We start from the raw sequence: 19857 nt of genomic DNA, 5'->3' as shown, positions 1-19857 counted from the left end.
TCATGCGATCCCCCGTGGTGTGGCGGCGAGTTCGACGAGGCGACCGAGCCAGTCGATCGTCATGGCGAGCAGGGCGACCAGGATCGCGCCCGACACCAGCAGCTTGGGCAGGAACAGCGTGATGCCGGTGGTGATGAGCGTGCCCAGGCTGTTCGCGCCGATGAACGTGCTGAGGGTGGCGGTACCGACGAGGATGACCAGCGCGGTCCGCACCCCGTTCAGGATGACGGGTACGGCGAGGGGGAGTTCGACCTGGACGAGGGTCCGGACGGCCGACAGACCGATGCCCCGGGAGGCCTCGACCGTCCGCTGGTCGACCTGCCGCAGTCCGACGATGGTGTTCTGCAGGATCGGGAGCACCGCGTAGACGACCAGACCGACGATGGCGGTGGTGAAACCGGTGCCGAGCCAGAAGGTGAAGAGCACCAGCAGGCCGATCGCCGGCGCCGCCTGCCCGATGTTGGCGATGTTGACGGCGATGGGGTTCAGCCACCGGAGGGACGGCCGGGTGAGCGCGATGCCCAGCGGAATGGCGATCAGGACGACGATGATCGTCGCGACGAGCGTCAGCTGGATGTGATCGAGGATGGTGGCGCGCAGCGCGGGCCACGACATCGACGCGCTCTCCGTGGTGGTGAACGTCGTGTTCGCGTACCAGATGACGAAACCGACGCCGACGACCACGATCACCAGCGGCTCGAACCAGACGTCGATCGGGATGCGGGCGAGACGGCGTCGAAATCCCTTCGGGACAGATTCCGGCGCAGGCGGTTTCGCGGTCTCAGTGATCCTCGCCTCTTCGGCGATGAAACCCGTCACCGGTCGGCGCTCGTCTCGGGAGCGCCGACCACGGCGGTTCCGGTGCCGGGATCGGTGTCCTCGAAGCCGGGTTCGTCGTCGGCGGCGACGACCGGCGTCTCGACGGGTGCTGATCCCTCGGCGTGGTCGAGGTAGCCGCCGTGATCGTCGTCGTCGCGGACGGTCGCGAGTTGTCCGCGGATCGCTTCCATCACCGACGCGATGTTCAGGGCGCCGACGACCGCGCCGCGCCCGTCGGTCACGAGCACGCCGCCCTGACTGGTCGCGAGCATCGAGTCGAGGGCGTCGTTCAGCGTCGAGGACTTGGCGACGACGGGCAGCCGGTGATCGAGGTAGTCCGAGACCTCCGGCTTGGCGCGGATCTCCTCGACCGACGGCCAGGCGCGTGGGCGGCCGTGCTGATCGACCACGGCGACCCAGTCCTCGCCGGCCGCCTTCGCGCGCGACACCACGGCGCCGGAGGCTTCCCCCACCTGGGCGGTGACGACCTCGCGGAAGTCGACGTCGCGGACGCGGGTCAGCGTCAGGTGGGCGAGGGTGGCGCCCGAACCCACGAACTCCTCGACGAAGGGGCTCGCCGGATTGGCGAGGATCTCCTCCGGGGGAGCGAACTGCTCGATGTGGCCGCCCTCGGAGAGGATCAGCACCTTGTCGCCGAGTTTGGTCGCCTCCTCGAAATCGTGGGTGACGATGACGATGGTCTTGGCCAGCTCGTGCTGGATCGCGATCAGCTTGTCCTGCAAACGAGCCCGGGTGATCGGGTCGACGGCGCCGAACGGCTCGTCCATCAGGAGGACCGGCGGGTCGGCGGCGAGGGCGCGGGCGACGCCCACGCGCTGTTGCTGGCCGCCGGACATGTCCTTGGGGAGCCGGTCGGCGAAGGTGGCGGCGTCGAGACCGACGAGGTCGAGCAGGTACTCGGTGCGTTCGGCGATGCGCTTCTTGTCCCAGTTGAGGATTCGGGGGATGGCGCCGATGTTCTTGCTCACCGACCAGTGCGGGAAGAGCCCCCCGGACTGGATGACGTAGCCGATGGACTGACGTAGCTTGTCCGGGTTCTCCGCGGTGACGTCGCGCCCGCCGATGTAGATGCGACCCTCGGTGGGTTCGATGAGCCGGTTGATCATCTTCAGGGTCGTCGTCTTGCCGCATCCGGACGGGCCGACGAAGGCGACGATGTCGCCGGCGTCGATCTCGAGGTCGAGGCGTGCGACGGCCGGGGTCGTGGTGCCGCGGTAGCGCTTCACCACACCGTCGAGCCGGATGGACTCGCCGGTGACGCTGCGGTTGTCGCCGTTCGGCGCGGGCGAGATGGCGGAGTCGGTCATGAGAGTCCCTTGGAGATGGTGAGTCGGCCGAGCAGAACCAGCAGAGCGTCGAAGACGAGGGCGATGATGACGATCAGAATCGTTCCGGCAAGGGCCATTTCGAGAGCATTGGCGCCGCCCAGGCGGGAAAGCCCGTTGAAGATGAGCGATCCCAGGCCGGGGCCGAGAACGTAGGCGACGATCGCCGCGACACCGACGATCATCTGCGTCGACACCCGGATACCGGTCAGGATCACCGGCCAGGCGATCGGCAGCTCGACGGTGAGCAGGATCCGCCACCTCGAAAGCCCGATCCCGCGGGCGGATTCGACGACGGACGGCGGCACGGAGCGTAGTCCGACCACCGCGTTGCCGATGACCGGCAGCGTGGCGAAGAACGCGAGCATCAGAAACGACGGCGTCACACCGAGTCCGAAGGGCACGATCAGCAGTGCGAGCAGTGCCAGCGACGGAATGGTCAGCGCCACACGGCTCGACGTCAGCGTCAGCGCGCTCGCCAGGGGGAGCCGGTAGACGACGGCGGCGATGAGGATGGCCACGGCCGTACCGACGAGCACTGTCTGGAACGACAGCGACGCGTGCTGATAGGTCAGAAAAGTGAGTGATCGTGCGTTCTCGCTGAGGTAATCCCACAATTGCACTGTCGGTGTCCCATCCCCGGTGTCTGGCTCGACATTACGCACGGAACAACGAGACTGCCGACATTTGGACCGATCCAGTGTGACTTTCGCGCGTCCAGGGTCGAAGTCCGCCCGAAGCGGTGCCATCCTGGACGGGTGAGTGACAGTGCGCTGACCAGTTCGGAGGCCGGGCCCGACGACGACCGGGCCCACCTGGCCGAGGCCGTGCGTTCGTGGACGCGAATCGTCGCCTGGCTGCTGAGTGTCGGCGGGGCCATCGGGTTCGTCGCCGCGTTCGTGCTGACCGTGGAACGGTTCGAACTGGCCGCCGACCCCGACTACGTGCCGTCCTGCAACTTCAATCCCGTGCTGAGCTGCGGTTCGGTGATGGCCGAGCCGCAGGCGGCGCTCTTCGGCTTCCCGAACCCGTTGCTCGGCATCGCCGGTTTCGCGGTCGCGGTCACGACCGGGATGGCGCTGCTGGCCGGGGCCCGCCTCGCGGGGTGGTACTGGGCGGGGCTGCAGGTCGGGGTCACCGCCGCCATGGTGTTCATCGGGTGGCTCATCTACTCGAGCCTGTACTCGATCGGGGCGTTGTGCCCCTACTGCATGGTGGTGTGGGCGGTCACCCTGCCGATCTTCGTCTTCGTCAGTGTGCGCAACGCGCATGCGAGTGGTCTCACCTCGCGTTCGCGCCTCGCGCTGGTTCTCGCGCGCAATCACGCCCCGATCCTCGTCGTGGGCGTCGGCCTCGTGATCGTGCTGATCGCGGTCCGGTTCTGGTCGTACTGGTCGAGTCTCTACTGAGTCGGTGGGGGCGTGGTGTCGTGGCCGGTTCCGACTCGAGCCGCGGTGCGCAGCCGTTCGACCTCCGAACGGGAGTGCCGGACGGCATCGGAGTCCTCGTCGCGGTATTCGGCGACGTCGTGAGCGAGGTCGAGGACCGCTCGTCGTAGGTGGCGTCGGGCCCTGCGCGAACGGCGGTCGGGTGCCGACTTCGCAAAGGCCTTGCGCGCCTGCTTGTCCAGGACACCGTCGATCTCTGCGGCGGTCACCGTCCCGGCTTCGACCTCAGGGGCGAGTATGTCGCGGACGAATTGGTGCTCGCGGGGTGCGGCTCGCCGGAAAGCGACCGTCAGAACCGTGAAGCCGAGGACGATCGAGACGGTCATGACGAGGAACGTCACGGCCGGGACCCCGAAGCCGAGCCCGCTTGCATCGTCCCAGGTGAAGTGGAGGAACATCCCGGTGGCCACGAACGCCACGCCGCGACCGATCCGCCGGGGTTGGGCCATGGTACCGATGAGGTAGATGGCGCCCGCGCACACGAGCGCGCTGAACAGCGGGTGGGAGGCGAAACTGACGGCGATCCGGACCGCGGACATCTGCACCGCGTTGCCGATCGGGTCGGTTCCGAAGGCCCGCGAGGTCGCGTTGGCGGCATACAGGAAGTCCTCGAAGATCGCGAACCCGAGTCCGATGAACGCACCGACGACGAGACCGTCGTTGGCGGTGCGGATCAGGCGGGGCGCCAGACCCATGAGGAGGATGAAGCCGCACAGTTTCGCTGCTTCCTCGGTGATCGGCGCGGTGGCGCCGGCAGCCCAGTTCGCGCTCCACTCCTGGCCGAAGAGCTTGGGGTAGATGCCCAGCATCGCCGTGTTGACCGTCAGCGCGAAGGCGAACGTCGCGGGCACGGCGCCCCACAGGATCGCGGCCGCGACGAGCCGTCCGGGTTGACGCTCCCACCGGTCGATGTGTCGGAACCACGCGAACCAGGCGAGCCCGCACAACCCGCAGAGGATGGCGCCCACCGTGAAGCCGCCGGCGTAGAACCCGGCTTCGGGCGCGAAGTAGTTCCAGGCCCGCCAGGCCCCTAGAACGGTGAGTGCGACGTACACCCAGAAGCAGAGATTGTGCGGCTGGACGAGTGTGAATTGTTCGCCCCAGCCGGAGAGTGCGATGGCCTCGTCGCGCCGGCGCCGGGCGGGGCTCTCGGTCTCGTCGACGGTGCTCATCCTCGGTCCTCCTCGACGGTGCGGATGCTGGTCGTCATGCTGCGGACGGTGTCGACGGCCTCGGCCATCTGGGCGGGTGGGCCGTAGGCCCTGACCTCGACCCCGGTGGGGCCGACGACGAACGCGGCGACCACACCGTCTCCGGTGAGGCTGCTGTAGCCCTGGATGACGCCGGTGTGGCCGCTCGTCGTGGTGAGGGTGGCGCGGTCGCCGTCGACACGGAAGGTCGGATCCGTGGTCCGGGACGTCACCTTCTCCACCTGGTCGAGCAGCTCGTCGGGATCACCGTCGAAGGCTGCGGACGAGATGTCGATGGTGACGCCGGCATCGGCGAGAGTCGCATCGCCGGACCTGCTGCTGCCGGCGCGGAATCCGGCTTCGACGTCCCACCCGGTCGCAGGGGTGAACACGATGTCCTTCGTGAGCGCGAGTTCCTCGCCCGCACGTACCGGGTCGTCCCAGGCGATGGCGGCGTCGATGCGCGGCACGATCACCGTCAGGATCACGAAGACCGCCAGGACGACGAGGGCAGGCGGTAGCGTTCGTCGATCCAGGCCGAGTATGCGGTGCTCGACCGGCACCCGCTTCTGGTGCTGACCGTGATGGGTGTGACGCACGGCGTCCTCTCTTTGGCGGCTCGTCAGACACTCTGTCACGGCTGACGCGTCGAGGCGTCTCGCGGCGCCGGGGCCGAAGGCGTGACCTACTCTGAGCACATGGCAATCGGGCGTCCGACGGAGGGTTCGGCCGAGGTGCAGCGCGCGCCCCGGGCGAGGATGACGGGCGCGCAGCGGCGATTGCAGCTCATCGAAGTCGCTCGGGGTCTGTTCGCCGAGCGCGGTTTCGAGGGCACGTCGATCGAGGAGATCGCGCAGCGGGCCGGCGTCTCGAAGCCGATCGTGTACGAGCACTTCGGCGGCAAGGAGGGGCTGTATGCGGTCGTCGTGGACCGCGAGATGGAGACCCTGCTCGAGATGGTCACCTCGTCGCTCTCGAAGAACCGTTCGCTCTACCGCATCCAGCAGGTGGCGCTCGCGCTGCTGACGTACATGGAGGAGCGCACGGACGGCTTCCGCATCCTGGTCCGCGGCGACAGCACCGCCAGCACCGACGAGACGGCCACGTATTCGAGTCTCCTGAACGATGCGATCAGCCAGGTCGAGCACATCCTCGCCAACGACTTCGAACGACGCGGTTTCGATCCCACACTCGCCCCGCTCTACGCCCAGGCGCTCGTCGGGATGGTGTCGGTCACCGCGCAGTGGTGGCTCGATGTCCGCGAGCCGTCGAAGGAGGTCGTGGCCGCTCACCTGGTCAACCTGTGCTGGAACGGGCTGACGCGGCTCGACCCGGATCCCACTCTGGTCGGGCCTGACTACGTGGAATCGCTGAAGCGGACGAGGGTCGACGACGCCTGACCGACGCGCAACTATGGTTGATTCACTCTGCGTCCCCCCGGCCGGAAGGATCACCCTGATGTCGACCCCCGGTGCCGACCGGCCGAACCCCGCCCTCCGCTGAGACTCCGGAGATGGAGACCGTCGGGATCTACCTGGTCGTCATCTTCGGATGCGGTTTCCTCGCGCGCGCGGCACGTCTGCCGACGCTGGTCGGCTACCTCGCCGCCGGATTCATCTTGCACGCCCCGGGAATCGACGAACTGCCGATCGTCGACACGATGGCCGAACTGGGCGTCACGATCCTGCTGTTCACGATCGGACTCAAGCTCGACGTGCGGATGCTGCTCCGGCGGGAGGTGGTCGTCACCACCGGGGTGAACCTCCTCGTCATCCTCGGTCTCACGACGGGCTTCCTCGGCATCCTGGGTGCGGTCGGGGTGCCCATGCTCGCCGGCGAGGGCTGGGAGACGCTCGCGCTGTTGGGGTTTGCGCTGTCGTTCTCGAGTACGGTGTTCGTCGTCCAGGTGCTCGACGAGCGCTCGGAGTCGCATTCCCTCTACGGCCGGATCGCCATCGGTGTCCTGGTCCTCCAGGACATCGTCGCCGTCGTCTATCTGACCGCGATGCAGGGCGAACCGCCCAGCGCCTGGGCGCTGGCCCTCGTGCTGTTGATACCCGGCGCGTGGATCGTCCGCAGGCTCTGGAACACCCTCGGCCACGGCGAGTTGCAGACGCTGTTCGGGATCGTGATGGCCCTCGTGCCCGGTTACTGGCTCTTCGAATCCGTCGGGGTGAAGGGCGATTTCGGTGCGATGGTCGTCGGCGTCCTGCTGGCGTCGCATCCTCGCGCGGGGGAGTTGTCGCGCACGTTGTTCGGGCTCCGTGAACTGCTCCTGGTCGGCTTCTTCGTGTCGATCGGGCTGCATGTCACCCCCACGACCGAAACGGTTCTGCTCGGCCTGCTCCTGATCGTCCTGCTGCCGTTCGAGGGGGCGGTGTACACACTCGTCCTTGCCCTGTTCGGCCTGCGTCGGCGGACGTCGATCCTGACCGGACTCGCGTTGGCCAACTTCTCGGAGTTCGGGCTGATCGTGATCGCGACCGGGGTGGGAGCGGGGGTCATCGGCGAGGACTGGCTGGTCGTGACATCGGTGGCTGTGGCGGGAAGCTTCGTGTTCTCGTCCCTGCTCAATCGCCGCGGTTCCGGCCTGGTGAACCGGTTGTCGGCGTTCGTCCCGACCACGGCCGCGGCCCGGAGACACCCCGACGACGCGCCGATCGTGCTGGCGCCGGCGCGGGTGCTCGTCCTCGGCATGGGCCGCGTCGGGCACTCGGTGTACGAGCGGCTCGTCGACGAGTACGGCCTTCCGGTGATCGGTGTGGAGAACGATCCGCTGAAGGCGAGCGAACTCGCCGGACGCGGCGTCCGGGTGCTCGACGCCGACGCCACCGAGACCGACTTCTGGGACCGTGCGGTCGGCGTCCACGAGCTCGAACTGCTTGTCCTGGCGATGCCCTTCCACGGCTCGAATCTGGTGGCGCTGGAACGGATCGAGGAACTCGGCGTCACCGGGACGATCGCCGTCGTCGCGCAATACGACGACGAACGCGACGAACTGCTCCTCCGCGGCGCCGACGTGGCGTTCCACATCTACGAGGGCACCGGCGTCGGGCTCGCCGACGCGGCGGCCGAGGCCGCCGGCCTGGAACGGTGACGTCCGTGGCGAACCTCCGCGCCGGTGTTTCCGGTCGTCAGCCGTCCGCGCCGTCGGGAGCGTCGCCGCCCGGCCACAGGTCCTTCTGCATGTAGACACAGTCGATCCACTGCTCGGCCTTGTGACCGATGGCGCGTAGACGGCCCACCTCGGCGAATCCGAACCGCCGGTGCAGTGCGATCGACCCGTCACCGCCCGTCGCGGCGATCACCGCGACGATCTGGCGGACGTTGTCCGGATTCGCCCGCTCGAGCAACGCCGCCATGAGCGCGGTTCCGACCCCGCGCCCGCCCTGACCGGGCCGCACGTAGATGGAGTCCTCGGTCGACAGGTCGTAGGCCGGCATCGTCCGGAAGGTCCCGAGATAGGCGTAGCCGACGACTCGCTCGACCCCGTCGTCGACGGCTCGTGCGACCACGAAGGGCCGCCCCGCGGCCGTGATCGCGGCGTGTTTGGCATGCCACTGGGACAGGGACGGGACCAGATAGTCGAAGGTCGCGACGGTGTTCTGCACGTAGTGGGCGTAGATGTCGGCGATGGCGTCGCAGTCGTCGATCGTCGCGTCGGTGACCCGGATGGGGGTCGCGGGTGCCTCGGGTACGCGCTCGCTCATGCCGACGAGGGTAGGACAGCGGCACCGACCGCGAGAACTCCTGCTGACCGGGCGGGGACCGGCGGATCGTCGACCCATAGAATCGACGGAGTGTCGACGCAGTCTGCTCTGTCCGGTCTGGCCGCGCTCGCGTGTGCGGACAAGTCCTTCCGCGAGGTGCACACGCACCGGAACGAGCGTCGGCTGGACATCACCGCACCCGACGCGGCGCGGCCGTTCCTCGTCTCGTGCCTGGTCGCCGGTGCCGAGTCCCCGCTCCTCGTCGTGTCGGCCAACGGCCGGGAGGCCGACGATCTGACCGCCGAGCTCGCCGAACTCCTCGACGACGCCGACGCCGTCGCGCAGTTCCCGTCGTGGGAGACACTGCCGCACGAGCGGTTGTCCCCGAGTGCGGACACCGTGGGCCAGCGGCTCGCCGTGTTGCACCGCCTCGCCAACCCGGGTGACAACCCGTTGCGGGTCGTCGTGACCACCGTTCGCTCTCTGGTCCAGCCGATGGCCCCCGGGCTCGGCGACGTCGCGACGGTGACCTTGCGCGAGGGCATCGAGATCGACTTCGACGCGCTGCTGTCCCAGCTCGTCGAGATGGCCTACGAGCGCGTCGACATGGTCGGGCGCCGCGGCGAATTCGCGGTGCGCGGCGGCATACTCGACGTGTTCCCGACCACGGCGGCCGACCATCCGGTCCGCGTGGAGTTCTGGGGCGACGAGATCACCGAGATGCGCGCGTTCTCGGTCGCCGACCAGCGCAGTCAGCCGGAGGTCGAGACCAGCGAGGTCCGGATCCACCCCTGCCGTGAGCTGCTCCTGACCGAGAAGGTCCGCACGCGCGCCGGCGATCTGGCGGCGAGCAACGCCGACGACCCGACCCTCGCCGAGATGCTCGGCAAGCTCGCCGAGGGCATTCCGGTCGAGGGGATGGAGGCCCTGATCCCCGCGCTCGTCGACGGTGGCATGCAGTTGCTGACCGAGGTGATCCCGGACGGCACCCGGGTGCTCATCCTGGACCCGGAGAAGGTGCGGACCCGTGCATCGGATCTGTCGAAGACGGGGGCGGAGTTCCTCGAGGCGTCGTGGACCGCGGCCGCCATGGGTGCCGGGGCGCCGATCGACGGCAGGTCCTCGGCGGGCCTCGGCATCGATCTGCAGGCCAGCGCGTACCGCCCGCTCGACGAGGTGCGGAAGGCGACGCTCGCCGCCGGCCGTCCCTGGTGGACGCTGAGTCCGCTGGCGACCGGCAGCGGTGACGAACTCGAACTCGATCTCGCGCCCGGCCCCGCGCCGCGCGGTGACGAGCAGGAGATCGCGGCGACGTTCGCGCAGTTGCGCGCACACGTGTCCGACGGCAAGACCGCAGCGATCGTGGTGGCGGGCAAGGGCACTGCCCAGCGCGTCGGGGAGCGGCTGTCCGACGCCGAGGTGCCGCATGTGATCGCCGACCCCGGGCATCGTCCGCAGCCCGGTGAGGTCACCGTGTTCTGCGCCCCGCTGCGCGCCGGGATCGTCTGTCCCGATGCGGGACTCGTGGTCGTGGCCGAGGCCGACCTCACCGGTACGCGGGTCGCCAACGTCCGGGACGGCAGGCGGCTGCCGGCCAAGCGGCGCAACCAGGTCGATCCGCTCGCCCTGGCCGCGGGCGACCTCGTGGTGCACGACCAGCACGGCATCGGCAAGTTCGTCGAGATGATCGAACGGACCGTGTCCGGTGCCCGGCGTGAGTACCTCGTGCTGGAGTACGCCTCGAGCAAACGTGGGCAACCGGCCGACCGGTTGTATGTCCCGATGGATGCGCTCGACCAGCTCTCCCGCTATGTCGGCGGCGAGCAGCCGTCGCTGTCGAAGCTCGGCGGATCGGACTGGCAGAACACGAAGCGCAAGGCGCGCAAGGCCGTTCGTGAGATCGCCGGTGAGCTCGTCCAACTCTATGCCGCCCGCCACGCCGCGCCCGGACACGCGTTCGGTCCCGACACCCCGTGGCAGCAGGAGATGGAGGACGCCTTCGACTTCACCGAGACCGTGGATCAGCTCACGGTCATCGCCGAGGTCAAGGCCGACATGGAGCGTGCGGTCCCGATGGACCGCGTCGTGGTCGGCGACGTCGGCTACGGCAAGACCGAGATCGCGGTCCGCGCCGCGTTCAAGGCGGTGCAGGACGGCAAGCAGGTCGCCGTCCTCGTCCCGACGACGATTCTGGCGCAACAACATCTGCAGACCTTCACCGAACGGATGAGCGGGTTCCCGGTGCGGGTGCGCGGACTGTCGCGGTTCACCGACGCCAAGGAATCCCGCGAGATCACCCAGGCGATGTCGAAGGGCGAGGTGGATGTCGTCATCGGCACCCACCGCCTCCTGCAGACCGGGATCGTCTGGAAAGACCTCGGACTCGTCATCGTCGACGAGGAGCAGCGCTTCGGTGTGGAGCACAAGGAGCACATCAAGTCGCTGCGCACCCACGTCGACGTGCTGACGATGTCGGCGACCCCGATCCCGCGCACACTCGAGATGTCGATGGCCGGCATCCGGGAGATGTCGACGATCCTCACCCCGCCCGAGGAGCGGCATCCGGTCCTGACCTACGTCGGCGCCTACGCGCCCAAACAGGTCGCCGCCGCCATCCGCCGAGAACTGCTGCGCGACGGTCAGGTGTTCTACGTGCACAACCGCGTCTCGACCATCGACAAGATGGCCAAGGACATCGCGGCGATGGTCCCGGAAGCGAGAGTCGTTGTCGCACACGGGCAGATGGGTGAAGATCAGCTCGAGCGAACGGTCTCGGGGTTCTGGAATCGCGAATACGACGTGCTGGTCTGCACGACGATCATCGAGACGGGCCTGGACATCTCGAACGCGAACACCCTGATCGTCGACCGCGCCGAGAACCTCGGTCTCTCGCAGTTGCACCAGTTGCGCGGTCGAGTCGGCCGTAGTCGTGAACGCGGGTACGCGTACCTGCTCTACAGTCCGGACCGGCCGCTGACGGAGACCGCGTACGACCGGCTCGCGACGATCGCGCAGAACAACGAGTTGGGCGCGGGCATGGCGGTGGCACTGAAGGATCTCGAATTGCGCGGCGCCGGGAACGTGCTGGGCGCCGAGCAGTCCGGGCACGTGGCCGGTGTCGGCTTCGATCTCTACGTCCGTCTGGTCGGCGAGGCGGTGGAGGCGTATCGCGCTGCCGCGGACGGGAAGCCGGTCGAATCCCGTGAGACGGGTGAGGTTCGCATCGATCTGCCCGTCGATGCGCACATCCCGGTCGAGTACGTGGACTCCGACCGCCTGCGTCTCGAGGCGTACCGCAAACTCGCGTCGGCAACCGACGACGCCGCAGTCGATTCGGTCCTCGTCGAACTCAACGACCGCTACGGTCCGCCGCCGGTCGAGACCACGCGCCTCGCGTCGATCGCCCGGCTGCGGTTGCGGTGCCGGGAGCGGGGGATCGCCGAGATCGGTCTCGCCGGTCAGGGCGTCAAGATCTCGCCGCTCTCGCTCCTCGACAGCGAGCAGGTGCGCCTGCGTCGTCTCTACTCGTCGGCCACCTACCGCGCGACGACATCCGTGGTCAACCTGCCGATCCCGCGCACCGGTGGCGTCGGGTCGGCGCGTCTGCGCGACGACGAACTGATCGAGTATCTGACGACGTTCCTCACGCAGCTCCGGCCGGAGCCGGTCGCGTGACGGTGGTGCTGCTGGACCCGGCACGGCCAGACCTGATCCCCATCCGGGCGCGTAAGAGTCTCGCCGGACCGGTGCGGGTCACCGAGGACGTGCCCGCGGCGATGCTGTGGGAGTTCGACCATGTCGAGCCGGTCTTCGACGACTCGCCGGACGAATCGGAGTCGGTACTCGTCAGCACCGACCCCGACCATCCACTGGTGCGGTCCCGGATCGCGCGCGGGGAGGAGGTCGTCGCCGCGCAGACGGTCGCCGGCATGGCACTGCTCGAGTCCGTGGCGCTGATGGACACCCTGAGGCGGAACGGGCCATGGGAGAGCACACAGACGCACCACTCGCTGCGCCGCTACCTGCTCGAAGAGGTCTACGAACTCCTCGACGCGATCGAAGCCGGCGATCCCGTCGAGCTCCGCGAAGAACTCGGAGACCTGTTGCTGCAGGTGCTGTTCCACGCGCGGATCGCCGCCGACGATCCCGACGCCCCGTTCGACATCGACGACGTCGCCCGCAGTTTCACCGCCAAGGTCTCGGGCCGCACCCCCGGCGTGCTGTCCGGGGCGCACTCGGATCTCGAGACGCAGATCCGGGAGTGGGAAGAACGCAAGGCCGCCGAGAAGCGGCGCGGATCGGTGCTCGACGGGGTGGCGATCACCCAACCCGCGCTCGCGCTGCTGCAGAAGGTGCTCGAACGTCTCACCGCGGCGCACTATCCCGTCGACACCATCCCGGTGGAGACCCTCACCGTGACGGTGACCGCAGGCGACGACAGCGTCGAGGCGCAGGCGCGAGATCGGGCGCTCGCGTTGATGTCCGATGTCCGGGCAGCCGAGAAGCGCGCAGCCGAGCGGGGCATGACTCTCGACTCGCCGGAGGCGTGGGCGGCCGTGCTCGACGAGAACCCGGCCTGAGCGGGGGCCGAGACGCTGCGAGCGAGGAACGGTGAGCGCACAGTCGACGAAATCTGGTGCTCAGTCGACGGAATTCGCTGCACAGTCGACGTCGGGTCAGCTCTCGCTTCAGATGGCGAGCGCGGCCAGCTGCTCGGTGAACCCGGCCTCGTCGATCCGGGTGTTGCGTCCGTCCTCGACGAGGATCTCGCCGCCGACCATCACCGTGTCGACGATGGACCGCGAGCCGGTGGTGAGCAGCGATGCGCCGGGATCCCGGACGGGCAGTGTGGCGTAATCGCGGTCGAAGCGCAGCAGCGTGAGGTCCGCGGGGACCCCGACCGTCACGCCACCGGCAACCGGCGGCAGGCCGAGTGCGGAGTTCGCACCGCCGCAGGCGATGTCGAGCATCTCGGCGTACCCGAGGAGGTCGGCGCGCCGATGGACGGCCCGCTGGAGGTAGGCGGCGATACGCAGGGTCGCCAGCATGTCCTGGGTGTCGTTGCTCGCGGCGCCGTCGACACCCAGCCCGACGGCCAGTCCGCGCTCCAGCATCGCCGGTATCGGGGCCACCCCGCTTCCCAGCCGCATGTTCGACAACGGGTTGTGCGACACCGCCACGCCTCGGGCCGCGAGGGTTCGCCGGCCGGCGTCGTCGAGCTCGACGCAGTGGACGGCGAGGACCCGATCCCACAGGAAGCCGTTCTGGTCGAGGTGATCGACGGCTCCGAATCCGGTGTGCTGCAGACACATCTGCTCGTCGGTGAGTGTCTCGAGAAGATGGATGGACACCGGCAGGCCGCGGTCTCGGGCGAATTCGCGGATCGTCCCCATCCCGGCCTCGGTGACCGAGCGTGGATTGGGTACCGCCAGGGCCATCGAGATCCGAGACCCGGCGACCTCGTTGCGGAGGTGGTCGACGTGCTCGAGAACGTCGCCGAGCGGTTGCATCAGCCGCGGCTCGAATCCCCACTTGCGAGTCGGATCGGCTCGGTCCGCGACTCCGCGGCCGAGGATCGCGCGGATTCCGGTGTCGCGCAGTGCTCGAACGACGGCGTCGTGGACCTCGCCCGAGGGGTGGGGCCACATGTGTTCGACGACGGTCGTCGTGCCCGACCGCAACAGTTCCAGGCACCCGGACACGGCGGCCAGGTAGGCGCGCTCGGGGGTGATCGCGACCGATTCCTCGCCGACCGCAAGCAACCACTCGAGCAGGGGCGTGCATTCGGCGACGCCTCGCATGAGGGTCTGTTGGAGGTGGGTGTGGGTGTTCACGAAGCCGGGGATCACGAATCCGCCGGTGCCCCCGGCTCCCCGGGTGGTCGACTCGATCGAGGTGACGACCCCCGCGGTGACGTGGATGTCGCAATGGGGTTGCCATCGACCCGCGGTGTACACGGTGACGTCGCGGAAGGCCGGGGCCGCCGTCGGATCGGCGGCCCCGGGGAGGTGTGCGTCCATCACTTCGCGAAGTTCGCGGCGATGCGCTGGGCGAGATAGTCGGCAGCGGTGATCGGCGGGTAGGTGCCGCCGGCGCTCTTGATCAGCACGTCGGAGTTCGCCTGTGCGAAGTACGCGAGCGTGTAGCGCGGACCGGTGTACTCGCCTCGTCGTGGGGCCCGGACCCGGTGGAAGTTCGACGGCAACCGGTCGTCGGACCAGCGCATGAGCATGTCGCCGATGTTGCAGGTGATGGCGTCGTCGGATGGCTCGACCGACGTCCAGGCCTGGCCGTCGGCCTCCGCTCCGGGAAGCACCTGGAGGCCGCCCTGGCCGGACCGCTGGAAGAGTAGGGTCAGGGCGTCGAAATCGGTGTGTGCGCCTGCGCGCCAGCTGTTCTCGGAATCGATCAACTCGTCCGGGAAGGCATAGTAGTGCAGTAGCCGCAGCGTGCTCTGATAGGTGTCCGCCGACGGGTCGTGCGCCCGGGTGAAGAAGTCGTGGGCAAGTCCGAGGCGCTCGGCGAAGCAGCTGAGCAGGGTCATGGCCAGCGACCAGCACCGGTGCTCGAACTCCTCGATGGTGGCGCGGAATCCGGCCAGCTCGTCCTCACTCGGCCACAGACCCTCCATGCGCGGGCGGGTGAACTGGTAGGACTCCTTCTGGTCCGGGGTTCCGATCGACGGGCGGACCTGGGTGCGGTACTCCCAGCCGGCGTTCTGACCCTTCTTGAGCGGGTACTGCTCCTTCACCTCACGGGGGAGTGCGAAGAACCGGGCGGACATGTCGAACGCGTGGTCCACCGCGGCCAGGTCGATGCCGTGGTCGACGACCTGGAAGAAGCCGATGTCGGTTGCGGCCGACCAGAGTTGATCGGCGATCTCGTCGCGGCGGTTGTCGAGGTCGGCAAGGCTGATGCGGCGAATCTCGCGGGCGGTGGTCTCGGTGCCCAGCCCGCCCATCCGGCGTTCGCGGTCGAGCTCGGCCATGTCGGCCGGTGAGTGCAGTGGGGTGGTCTCGGTCATCGTGAATCTCTTCTGTGGTCGGAGACGGTGGAACGGACGTGTCGGGTCAGCGGATCTGTTCGCTGATGAACTCGGTCGTGAACAACTGGTCGGCGGGCAGCGACGGTGGGAGGTCGGCGCCGCCGGCGTTCAGGATCGGGACGAGATCGTTGATCACGTTCTGTGCCTTGACCATGTCGTAACTGCCGTACACACCGTCGGTGCCCGGGGCGATGACCGCGCGATCCTTGAGCAGCCCCGCCGAGTACGCCGCCTCGCCGGCCGAATAGGGGGTGAAAGAGACGTCCTGGGACACCCAGTCGACGATGGTCGCGTTGATCGATTCCGGCGCGGCCACATAGTCCTTACCGGTCTGCTGGATCATCGGGACCAGCTTCGCCAGGCACGGCGACATCTCCGCGACGTCATCCGCGCGTACCGAGACGTTCGACGCATACACGTCGTACCCGGCGTCTTTCACCATCGCGTAGGCGACCGGCTTGTTCCACGACGGGGTCTCGTTCTCGTAGGTGTAGGGCTCGGAGTTGGCGAATCCCTGCTGGGTGATGGACGGGTCGCCGACGAAGCGGGCCGGTGCACCGTCGTAGCTGGTGTCGAGCTGACTCTGATCGAGCAGTCCCTTCGCCACCAGCCACTGCGGGAAGATCTGATCCTTCGAGACCACCACGCTGGCGTCGGATCTGCCGATGTCGGCGATCGTCGTGACGTCCGGGTGGGATGCGGGGTCCCACATGATGATCGACGGGTTGTACTGCAGCAACGGCGTCACTCCGACGACACGTTGATCTCTGGCCGCGGAAATCATCTGGTCGCCGTGGACGAGGCCGAGGTGGATGGAGTCGTCGGAGTACATCGCGGAGGGGACCGACTGGAATCCGATCGCGGGACCGCCTGCGCGCAAGGTGATGTCGACACCGGTGTCCAGGCCATCGAAGGCGAGCGGCCCGGAGACCGACTTGTTGTCGGTGTCGACGGTGTACCCCGGGCCGAGGAGTCCGATGACCCCGGCCATGTCGGACTGCGGTTGCCACTGCAGTTGGATCACGACGTTGTCGGGACAGGTTCCGGCAAGGGAGTATTCGGCGGGCGCCGGCGGCAGGCTCGACGCCGCGGTGTCGTCGGACCCCGAGCTCGAGCATCCGGCCAGAACGGCCGCGCAGAGGGTCGCCGCCGTGGCCACGGCCAGACGCGAGGCGTTGGTACGGGACGGTGGGTGAGAAGTCATGGGATCTCCTGGACTCAGGCCGGACGTTCGCGACACATTCGCGATCTACATGTGAAGCTAGGCGGCCGATTCGGATTCCGCCAGCCGGGACGAGGCGCGGTCTCATCGACATGAATCCGTCGGTAAATACTCCTGAACTGGACTTATGTCGTTGGATAGATTCGGTGATGGGGTTGGTTCCCCGTTGCCGGTGACGCAGTGTTTACACGATGTCATCGGGCGGAAATACATGTAACCAATCATGAACAGGCAGACATTGGCTGTTGCCTACATGTAGCGAAGACGGGAAGGCCGCATGAGACTCTACGACACGGTGAACGACGTGGATGCGCGACATCTCACCAAGGATGTCGTCGCCTCCGTCTCCGGGGTGACGAAGCGATTCCATTCGGGGACCCGTGCGCTGGACCGGGTGGACCTCGACGTGCGCATCGGCGACTTCGTGGCGGTCGTGGGACCGTCGGGATGCGGCAAGTCCACCCTGCTCCGGATGGTCGCGGGACTCGAGAAGCCTACGGACGGAAGCGTGGCGCTCGCCACGGAGTCGGTCGGGTTCATCTTCCAGGAGCCCACCCTCCTGGCCTGGCGCAGCGTGCGGGGCAATGTCGAACTCTGCGCCGAGATCGCACGACTGCCGCGGGGCGAACGCCGGCGCCGGGCGCAGTCCGCGATCGATGCGGTTGGTCTCACCGGATTCGAGTCGCAGCTGCCGCGCATGCTGTCGGGCGGCATGAAGATGCGTGCCTCACTGGCCCGGGCACTGACCTCCGAGCCCGAACTGCTGCTCCTCGACGAGCCCTTCGGTGCTCTTGACGAGATGACCCGACTCGACATGCAATCCGAGTTGCAACGGCTCTACGCCGAACGCCGATTCACCGCGATGTTCATCACGCACTCGGTGTCCGAAGCGGTGTTCCTCGCCAACCGGGTGATCGTGATGTCCGCACGTCCCGGGCGAATCGTCGCCGACATCGGCATCGACTTCGCTCACCCCCGCCACCCGGATCTGCGTCATGACAGCCGCTTCACCGACCGTGTCGCCGAGATCTCCGAAACCCTCCGAGGTGCACGATGACCACTGCCGCCCGATCCCGCCCCGTCACCGGCGTGCAACCCGATCAGACGCCGGCGTCCGCAGGGGGACCGTCGGGGTCATCGCGGCGCGGTACCGTGCGCCGCGCGGCGCTGGGCGTGCTCCGATACGGGGCCCCACCGGTACTGTCCCTCGCCGTCGCGATCGGCGCCTGGTATGCGGTCAGCTATCTGATCCTCGCTCCCGCAAGGCGTTTTCTGCTCCCACCCCCGCACGCCGTGCTGTTCGACTCGCTGCTCGAACCGGATCACGTGGGCCCCATGCTCGACGCGCTCTGGGTCACCGCCAAGGTGTGCCTCGTCGGCTTCGTCGTCGCCGCGCTCATCGGGGTGTCCATCGGGGTCCTGATGAGCCGAGGGTCCTTTCTCGAACGCGCGATCTACCCCTGGGCCGTTGTGCTCCAGGTGATCCCGGTGCTGGCGATCGTGCCGTTGATCGGTCTGTGGTTCGGTTACGGGATGGTCGCCCGCACCATCGTGTGCGTGATCATCGCCATCTTCCCGATCATCGCCAACACGCACTTCGGTCTCGTCTCGGTCGACAAGTCCTCACAGGAGCTGTTCACGCTGTCCAAGGCGACGCCGGTGCAACGCCTGCTGATGCTCGAGTTCCCGTCGGCGCTGCCGTCGATGATGACGGGTTTCCGGACCGCCTCGGGGCTCGTCGTGGTCGGCGCCATCATCGGAGACATGTTCTTCGCCAAGGGCGAACCGGGAATCGGCACGCTGCTCGACATCTACCGGGCCCGCCTGCAGTCCGACGACCTGATCGCCGCGATCGTCCTGGCATCGGTCTTCGGCATCCTCGTCTTCGGCATCTTCGGCATCCTCAACGCCGCCGTCAACCGCCGACGCTGACGACACGTCGCATCCACGCTCGCACCACTCCACTTTCGTCTCGACTCCACCCGGAGGACACATGTTCACCGTTCCCACGATCGACATCTCGGCCTACCGCGACCCGCACGGCACGCCCGCGGAGCGGAGCCGAGTGGCGCGCGCCCTCGACGACGCCTGCAGCGGAGTCGGTTTCGTCCAGATCGTCGGTCACGGCATCGCACCGGCCGTCATCGATGCCCTGACCGCGGCGCTCGACGAGTTCTACGCGCTACCGCTCGAGGAGAAGAAGCGATATGCCCGGCCGGGTCAGAACCGTGGCTACAGCCCCCCGAAGAGCGAATCGCTGAGCATGAGTCTCGGTGTCGCGGCGGCCAACCAGATGAACGACTTCTACGAGGCGTTCACCGTCGGCTCGGAGGGTGCCTGGTTCCCGGACCTGGACCTACCGGAGTCCAGCTACCCGACGAACACGTGGCCGGACGCGGCCCCGGGCTTCCGCGGTGCCGTAGAGGACTGGTTCGGCGCCGCGCGCGACCTCTCCCGAGTTCTGCTCACCGCGTTCACCGATGCGCTCGGTCTGCCTGCGGGCTACTTCGACTCGATGACCGACCACTCCATCGATGCGCTGAAGTTGAACAACTACACCCTCCCCGAAGGGGAGATCGAACTCGCCGGGGACTTGACCGGGATGGGTGCGCACACCGACTTCGGCATCCTCACCGTGCTGTGGGCCGACCAGGTACCCGGGCTCCAGGTGCTCGATCACGAGGCCCGATGGCACGACGTGGCGCCCGCCGACGGCGCATTGCTGGTCAACCTCGGGGATGCCATGGCGCGGTGGACGAATGACCGGTGGCGTTCGACCGTGCACCGCGTCGACCCGCCGGTCGTCGACGGCCGGATCCTCCGTCGCCGGTCGGCGGCGTTCTTCTTCGACGGCAACGCCGACGCCCTCATCGAGACGCTGCCCGGGTGCGCCCGCACCGATCACCCCGGATATCCACCGATCACCGTCGCCGAGAACATCAACGCGAAACTGGCCGGGATGAAGAACGGCGTCGCACCCGCCGGAGCCGATCGCGAGGCGCAGCGCGTGATGGCCGCGGGATGATGCCGTCGGCGATGATGCCGTCTGGGCCGCGGCCTTCTACGCTGGGACGGTC

The 19857-nt window shown here is 68.0% G+C and carries 17 protein-coding genes; 8 read left to right on the top strand and 9 right to left on the bottom strand.

The window, feature by feature from the left end:
- Genes MHN80_RS07870 through MHN80_RS07860 form a run of 3 tightly spaced genes read right to left on the bottom strand, consistent with a single transcriptional unit; the run spans position 1 to position 2788 of the window.
- Positions 1-819, bottom strand: coding sequence for an ABC transporter permease (locus tag MHN80_RS07870; protein WP_004022651.1), 819 nt, complete (start codon positions 817-819; stop codon positions 1-3).
- Positions 816-2147 carry an ATP-binding cassette domain-containing protein gene (locus tag MHN80_RS07865; protein WP_239400719.1) on the bottom strand — a complete coding sequence of 444 codons (1332 nt, stop codon included), beginning with the start codon at positions 2145-2147 and terminating at the stop codon, positions 816-818. Before MHN80_RS07865 ends, MHN80_RS07870 begins: the two co-directional genes overlap by 4 nt.
- Positions 2144-2788: an ABC transporter permease gene (locus tag MHN80_RS07860; protein ID WP_004022653.1), complete on the bottom strand. Its 645-nt coding sequence runs from the start codon at positions 2786-2788 to the stop codon at positions 2144-2146. Before MHN80_RS07860 ends, MHN80_RS07865 begins: the two co-directional genes overlap by 4 nt.
- A 135-nt stretch (positions 2789-2923) precedes the next feature.
- On the opposite strand from MHN80_RS07860, the gene MHN80_RS07855 reads away from it, so the two are divergent.
- Positions 2924-3574 carry a vitamin K epoxide reductase family protein gene (locus tag MHN80_RS07855; RefSeq protein WP_004022654.1) on the top strand — a complete coding sequence of 217 codons (651 nt, stop codon included), beginning with the start codon at positions 2924-2926 and terminating at the stop codon, positions 3572-3574.
- Here the strand turns inward: MHN80_RS07855 and MHN80_RS07850 are convergent.
- Together MHN80_RS07850 and MHN80_RS07845 are read right to left on the bottom strand one after the other, a co-directional pair.
- Complete coding sequence (locus tag MHN80_RS07850; RefSeq protein ID WP_239400717.1) at positions 3568-4785, bottom strand: PrsW family intramembrane metalloprotease; 1218 nt, start codon at positions 4783-4785, stop codon at positions 3568-3570. The genes MHN80_RS07855 and MHN80_RS07850 overlap by 7 nt on opposite strands.
- A complete protein-coding gene (locus tag MHN80_RS07845; protein WP_239400715.1) occupies positions 4782-5402 on the bottom strand; it encodes a hypothetical protein in 621 nt (206 codons plus the stop codon). The genes MHN80_RS07850 and MHN80_RS07845 overlap by 4 nt, the downstream gene beginning before the upstream one ends.
- Before the next feature lie 99 nt (positions 5403-5501).
- Here MHN80_RS07845 and MHN80_RS07840 point away from each other — a divergent pair, with 99 nt between their 5' ends.
- Positions 5502-6203, top strand: a complete 702-nt coding sequence (locus tag MHN80_RS07840) for a TetR/AcrR family transcriptional regulator (RefSeq protein WP_239400713.1) — start codon at positions 5502-5504, stop codon at positions 6201-6203.
- A 113-nt stretch (positions 6204-6316) separates the two neighbouring features.
- Positions 6317-7900, top strand: a complete 1584-nt coding sequence (locus MHN80_RS07835; RefSeq protein ID WP_239400711.1) for a cation:proton antiporter family protein — start codon at positions 6317-6319, stop codon at positions 7898-7900.
- Between the two features lie 37 nt (positions 7901-7937).
- On the opposite strand, the gene MHN80_RS07830 is transcribed toward MHN80_RS07835, so the two are convergent.
- Positions 7938-8513: a GNAT family N-acetyltransferase gene (locus MHN80_RS07830; protein WP_239400709.1), complete on the bottom strand. Its 576-nt coding sequence runs from the start codon at positions 8511-8513 to the stop codon at positions 7938-7940.
- A gap of 90 nt (positions 8514-8603) precedes the next feature.
- Between MHN80_RS07830 and mfd the strand changes: the two genes are divergently transcribed.
- The gene (gene mfd / locus MHN80_RS07825) at positions 8604-12188 is read left to right on the top strand and encodes a transcription-repair coupling factor (protein ID WP_239400707.1); all 3585 of its coding nucleotides are present in this window, start codon (positions 8604-8606) and stop codon (positions 12186-12188) included.
- Complete coding sequence (locus MHN80_RS07820; RefSeq protein ID WP_239400705.1) at positions 12185-13093, top strand: MazG family protein; 909 nt, start codon at positions 12185-12187, stop codon at positions 13091-13093. The genes mfd and MHN80_RS07820 overlap by 4 nt, the downstream gene beginning before the upstream one ends.
- A 108-nt stretch (positions 13094-13201) precedes the next feature.
- On the opposite strand, the gene MHN80_RS07815 is transcribed toward MHN80_RS07820, so the two are convergent.
- The 3 genes from MHN80_RS07815 to MHN80_RS07805 are packed head-to-tail and all read right to left on the bottom strand — an operon-like array spanning position 13202 to position 16762.
- On the bottom strand, positions 13202-14533 hold the full coding sequence (locus tag MHN80_RS07815) for an amidohydrolase family protein (protein ID WP_239400703.1): 1332 nt from the start codon (positions 14531-14533) through the stop codon (positions 13202-13204).
- Entirely contained in the window at positions 14533-15537 is a 1005-nt protein-coding gene (locus tag MHN80_RS07810; protein ID WP_239400701.1) for an isopenicillin N synthase family oxygenase, read from the bottom strand. Before MHN80_RS07810 ends, MHN80_RS07815 begins: the two co-directional genes overlap by 1 nt.
- Positions 15538-15583: 46 nt before the next feature.
- Positions 15584-16762, bottom strand: coding sequence for a nitrate ABC transporter substrate-binding protein (locus MHN80_RS07805; protein WP_239400699.1), 1179 nt, complete (start codon positions 16760-16762; stop codon positions 15584-15586).
- A gap of 295 nt (positions 16763-17057) precedes the next feature.
- On the opposite strand from MHN80_RS07805, the gene MHN80_RS07800 reads away from it, so the two are divergent.
- The 3 genes from MHN80_RS07800 (at position 17058) to MHN80_RS07790 (ending at position 19805) form a co-directional block, all read left to right on the top strand.
- Entirely contained in the window at positions 17058-17837 is a 780-nt protein-coding gene (locus tag MHN80_RS07800; protein WP_239400697.1) for an ABC transporter ATP-binding protein, read from the top strand.
- Complete coding sequence (locus MHN80_RS07795) at positions 17834-18712, top strand: ABC transporter permease (protein ID WP_239400695.1); 879 nt, start codon at positions 17834-17836, stop codon at positions 18710-18712. Before MHN80_RS07800 ends, MHN80_RS07795 begins: the two co-directional genes overlap by 4 nt.
- A gap of 61 nt (positions 18713-18773) precedes the next feature.
- On the top strand, positions 18774-19805 hold the full coding sequence (locus MHN80_RS07790; RefSeq protein WP_239400693.1) for an isopenicillin N synthase family oxygenase: 1032 nt from the start codon (positions 18774-18776) through the stop codon (positions 19803-19805).
- The last annotated feature ends 52 nt before the right edge of the window (positions 19806-19857 follow it).

The organism is Gordonia sp. McavH-238-E (assembly GCF_022348225.1).
Classification (GTDB): Bacteria; Actinomycetota; Actinomycetes; order Mycobacteriales; family Mycobacteriaceae; genus Gordonia; species Gordonia terrae.
Note: the sequence above shows the minus strand (reverse complement) of the source record. Positions and strands in the feature narration are given on the sequence as shown.

Excerpts from the sequence above, each read along its gene's own strand:
- MHN80_RS07865 (WP_239400719.1), bottom strand. The coding sequence starts at position 2,147 with ATGACCGACTCCGCCATCTCGCCCGCGCCGAACGGCGACAACCGCAGC.
- MHN80_RS07850 (WP_239400717.1), bottom strand. The coding sequence starts at position 4,785 with ATGAGCACCGTCGACGAGACCGAGAGCCCCGCCCGGCGCCGGCGCGAC.
- MHN80_RS07840 (WP_239400713.1), top strand. The coding sequence starts at position 5,502 with ATGGCAATCGGGCGTCCGACGGAGGGTTCGGCCGAGGTGCAGCGCGCG.
- MHN80_RS07835 (WP_239400711.1), top strand. The coding sequence starts at position 6,317 with ATGGAGACCGTCGGGATCTACCTGGTCGTCATCTTCGGATGCGGTTTC.
- MHN80_RS07830 (WP_239400709.1), bottom strand. The coding sequence starts at position 8,513 with ATGAGCGAGCGCGTACCCGAGGCACCCGCGACCCCCATCCGGGTCACC.
- MHN80_RS07815 (WP_239400703.1), bottom strand. The coding sequence starts at position 14,533 with ATGGACGCACACCTCCCCGGGGCCGCCGATCCGACGGCGGCCCCGGCC.
- MHN80_RS07810 (WP_239400701.1), bottom strand. The coding sequence starts at position 15,537 with ATGACCGAGACCACCCCACTGCACTCACCGGCCGACATGGCCGAGCTC.
- MHN80_RS07805 (WP_239400699.1), bottom strand. The coding sequence starts at position 16,762 with ATGACTTCTCACCCACCGTCCCGTACCAACGCCTCGCGTCTGGCCGTG.
- MHN80_RS07800 (WP_239400697.1), top strand. The coding sequence starts at position 17,058 with ATGAGACTCTACGACACGGTGAACGACGTGGATGCGCGACATCTCACC.
- MHN80_RS07795 (WP_239400695.1), top strand. The coding sequence starts at position 17,834 with ATGACCACTGCCGCCCGATCCCGCCCCGTCACCGGCGTGCAACCCGAT.
- MHN80_RS07790 (WP_239400693.1), top strand. The coding sequence starts at position 18,774 with ATGTTCACCGTTCCCACGATCGACATCTCGGCCTACCGCGACCCGCAC.